We start from the raw sequence: 3,905 nt of genomic DNA, 5'->3' as shown, positions 1-3,905 counted from the left end.
CGCCCCCGCCATGCGGTGGTGCGGAACCTGCGCCACGCGAACAGTTACGAGGGCAAGGAATGGCTCGTCCTGGAGGGCAGCCTGGACGGAGAGCACTGGCAGCAGCTCAGCCGCACCGTGCTGCGGGAGCTCGATTCGTACAACGAGACCCTGAACTTCTTCCTGCACAGCGACTTCGCCGACCTCACCGAGCAGGAATCGCCCTACGGGGATTCCCCCATCCTCCTCGGAGACGTGGAGCCTGCCTTCGTCGAGCTGCCCCTCGCCGACGCGGCCCCCATCCGCTACGTCCGGCTCTCCGTGGAGCTGCTGGAATACAGCGGTGGCACGAACCCCGGGGCAATCCTCTCCCTCTCCGAATTGTCCGTCTTTGAATAGCACCGGCGCGCGTCTGACCATGCAAACCATTGGGATTGCTTGTGTGGGATGAAACCCGGGAGGCCCTTCCAACCGCATAAATCAAGAAATAAAGGCCACACCGTTCAAGACATGGGGCACAGAGCCCACCGCGCCCGGGGAGGGACCAATGATTGCGCTGACCTGGACGTACGGGCAGCTCCTCAGGGGCGTGGCGGACCTGGCGCGACGGGTGTTGCTGGTGCAGTTGCTCATCCTGGCCCCGTGCTTCTGGTTGCTGGAGCTGTCCCAGAACGTGGCCTTCCGCTGGATGAACGGGGACTGGGGTTGGGTGTACCCGGAGTCGCCGCACCGCGGGTTCTCCGTCGTCAGCCTGGGATTGTGGAGCGGCGCGGTGGTGGCGCTGTGGGCCCTGAACACGCTCTGGTTCCGGCCCGCCCGGATGGCCCTGTGGCAGCGCGTGCTGTGGACCACCGCGCTGTGCTGGCCGGGCCAGTGGCTGTGCGGCTTCATCGCGGCGGAGGTGTTCCACCACCCGTTCCAGGTGTGGCCCGGTACCCGGCTGCTCTACGTGAGCTTCAGCAGCCTGTTCTTCTGGGCGGCCAATGCGCTGCTGTACCAGTGGGTCGTGAGGGATCCCCAGCCCGTCGCGCCCAGGACGTCCGAGCCGGCGTCCGAGTCCCTCCAGGTGCCCGTCACGCGCGCGGAGCGTCCAGCGGGAGCTTGAGCCGCGCGCGGCAGCCGCGCCCGTCGGTGCGGTTCTCCAATCGCAGACCGCCGCCGTGGGCCTCGGCGATTTGCCGGCTGAGCGCCAGTCCAATGCCACTGCCCTGCGGCTTGGTGGTGAAGAAGGGCACGAAGAGGTTCGCGGTGTCGGACAGGCCCGGGCCCTCGTCCTCCACCCAGACCTCCACCGCGCCGGGCGCGTGCACCGCCCAGGAAACCCAGACACCGCCCTGGCCCCCGGCTTCCGACAGGACGGCGTCCACCGCGTTGCGCACCAGGTTGATGAGCACCTGCTCCAACTGGTCCGCATCCCCGGGCACCGTCAGCGCGGGGCCGGGGCGCACCGCCACCGGACGGCGCGGCTCCAGCGCCACCACGCGCCGCACCCAGGCCTCCACCTCCACCGTGCCCGGCGTGGGCGGGGGCAGGCGGGCCAGACGCGCGTGGGCGGACATGAAGCGCGCCAGAGCCTCCGCGCGGCGGGCGATGATGCCCAGCCCGTGCCGCGTGTCCTCCTCCCAATCCGCGGGCCGGGGCACCTGGGCCACCAGGTCCCGGAGCGCGTCCGCGATGGATTGGATGGGCGTGAGGGAGTTGTTGATTTCGTGGCTGAGCACGCGCACCAGACGGCGCCACGCCTCGCGCTCCTCCTCGCGCAATGCCAGACGCAGGTCGGTGAGCACCACCAACTGGTGCGGCTGGCCTCCCTCGCGGAACGTGCCCCGCCACAATTCGTAGGGGCCACCTTCCCGGGCAAAGGCTTGCGTCAGCCGGCGTGGGGCGGGACCCTCCAGCAATTCCTGCCATCCCAACGTTTCCGCCCGCTGCCCCACGAGCTGCGCGCGCGGCAGGCCCACCAACTGGACGCCCGCGCGGTTCACCAGCTTCAGCTTGCCCTCCGAGTCGAAGGCCAGCACCGCCACGTCGATGGCCTCCATCACCTGCGCGAGCAGAGCGCCCGCCTCCATCGCGCCCAGCCGCTGTTCGCGCAGCGTGTCCCCCAGCGCGTTGACCTCCAGCAGCACCTCGCCCAGCGCGTCGCCCGCGCGTCCGCCCCGCCCGCGCACGGAGTAGTCACCCTCGCGCAGCGCGGCCAGCAGGCCCGCCACCGTGTGCAGCGGCCGTATCACGCGCTCGCGCAACGCCAGACACGCTCCGGTTGGGACAGCCAGCACCAGCACGGACAGCGTCCAGCGCACCTTGGCACTGAAGTCCCCCGTCCACAGCAGCGCGAGCGACACGACGACGGCGGGCAGCGCCGCGAGGACCGCGAGCCCCATGACGCGCAGGTCGTGCGGCTGGGACCTCGACCAGAGCTTCAGCCCGAGTTTCAGCCCTGATCTCGGCTTGAGCTTCTGCCCGAGGTTCGGCCGGAGCCTCGACCCGAGCCTCGACCTGAGCTTCAGCTCGAGCTTCGGCCCCAGCTTCAACGGGCGCCCTTGATGCCGTAGTACTGGAGGCGCCGGTAGAGCGCGCTGCGCGACAGGCCCAGGGCCTTCGCCGCCTCGCTCACGTTGCCGTCCTGACGACCGAGGGCGCGTTCGATGAGGTAGCGCTCCACCTCCTCCAACGTCATCTCCTCCAGCCGCGCGGCACCTCCAGGGTTCTGCCCCGCGCGCTTGAGCAGCAGGTCCTCCGCCTCCACCCGGTCCCCTGTCGCCATCAGCAGGGAGCGCTCCACGGCGTGCTCCAGCTCGCGCACGTTGCCCGGCCACGGATAGGCCATCAGGGCCTCCAGCGCGTCCGGCGCCAGGTGGACGGTGGGGCGGCCGTAGCGCTGACCCTGGAGCGCGAGGAAGTGCGCGGCGAGCAGCGGGATGTCCTCGCGCCGCTCGCGCAGGGGCGGCAACTGCACCTCCACGGTGTTGAGCCGGTAGAGCAGGTCCTCGCGGAAGCGGCCTTCCGTCACCGCCCGGCCCAGGTCCACGTTGGTCGCGCTCACCACGCGCACGTCCACCTTGCGCATGCGCGACGAGCCCACCGGGTGCAGCTCTCCCGTCTGGAGGACGCGCAGCAGCTTGGCCTGCTGGCCGAGCGGCATGTTCCCAATCTCATCCAGGAAGAGCGTGCCGCCGTCCGCCAGTTCGAAGCAGCCGATGCGGTCCGTCTTCGCGTCGGTGAAGGCGCCCTTCACATGACCGAACAGCTCGCTTTCAAAGACGCCCTCCGACAGGCCGCCGGAGTTCACCGCGACGAAGGGCCGGTCCGCGCGGGGGCTGGCCGCATGGAGCAGGCGCGCCACCACCTCCTTGCCGGTGCCGTGCTCCCCGGTGACGAGCACCGGCGCGGCGGACGGCGCCACGCGTTCGATGAGCCGGCGCACCGGCAGCATGGCGCGCGACTCGCCCACCAGCGGGGAGCGTCCTCCCTGTTCGCGGCGCAGGTGCTGGTTCTCTCCCTCCAGCCGCCGGGTGCGCCGCAGCGCGCGGGCCAGCTCCAACTGCGTGCGCAGCGTGGCGAGCAGGCGCGTGTTGTCCCAGGGCTTCTGCACGTAGTCCCGGGCCCCCGCGCGCATCGCCTCCACCGCGCCCTCGACGCTGCCCCACGCGGTCATCACCACCACGGGCAGCAGGGCATCCCGCGCGCGGAGCTGGCCGAGCAGGTCCAGGCCCTCGCGCCCGGACGTCGTGTCGCGCGCGTAGTTGAGGTCCATCAACACCAGCTCCACGTCCTCGGCGTCCAGCGTGGCGAGCACGCCCGCGGGGGACTGGGCGCTCACCACCGTGTAGCCGTCGCGCTTGAGCAAGAGCCGCAGCGCCTCCAGCACGTCCGACTGGTCGTCGGCCACGAGGATGCGGGTGGGGCGCGGAGCACTGGAGGGC

The 3,905-nt window shown here is 70.9% G+C and carries 3 protein-coding genes and 1 pseudogene; 2 read left to right on the top strand and 2 right to left on the bottom strand.

Annotation, left to right across the window (positions count from 1 at the left end):
• Together D7V88_RS43380 and D7V88_RS39550 are read left to right on the top strand one after the other, a co-directional pair.
• A pseudogene (locus D7V88_RS43380) lies at positions 1-378 on the top strand (hypothetical protein); the annotation flags it as partial.
• Positions 379-526: 148 nt separating this feature from the next.
• Positions 527-1,084, top strand: a complete 558-nt coding sequence (locus tag D7V88_RS39550) for a hypothetical protein (protein ID WP_120545686.1) — start codon at positions 527-529, stop codon at positions 1,082-1,084.
• On the opposite strand, the gene D7V88_RS39545 is transcribed toward D7V88_RS39550, so the two are convergent.
• Together D7V88_RS39545 and D7V88_RS39540 are read right to left on the bottom strand one after the other, a co-directional pair.
• Positions 1,053-2,363 (bottom strand): sensor histidine kinase, encoded by a 1,311-nt coding sequence (locus D7V88_RS39545; RefSeq protein WP_120545685.1) that lies wholly within the window; start codon positions 2,361-2,363, stop codon positions 1,053-1,055. The genes D7V88_RS39550 and D7V88_RS39545 overlap by 32 nt on opposite strands.
• Positions 2,364-2,509: 146 nt before the next feature.
• On the bottom strand, positions 2,510-3,905 hold a 1,396-nt coding region (locus D7V88_RS39540; protein ID WP_208726735.1), incomplete at its 5' end, for a sigma-54-dependent transcriptional regulator.

It is taken from the genome of Corallococcus terminator, from assembly GCF_003611635.1.
GTDB classification, from domain to species: domain Bacteria; phylum Myxococcota; class Myxococcia; order Myxococcales; family Myxococcaceae; genus Corallococcus; species Corallococcus terminator.
This window is presented reverse-complemented; position numbering and strand designations above follow the sequence as displayed.

What these genes read in the sequence shown, in the direction of transcription:
- D7V88_RS39545 (WP_120545685.1), bottom strand. Translation starts at nt 2,363, where the DNA reads ATGGGGCTCGCGGTCCTCGCGGCGCTGCCCGCCGTCGTCGTGTCGCTC.
- D7V88_RS39550 (WP_120545686.1), top strand. Translation starts at nt 527, where the DNA reads ATGATTGCGCTGACCTGGACGTACGGGCAGCTCCTCAGGGGCGTGGCG.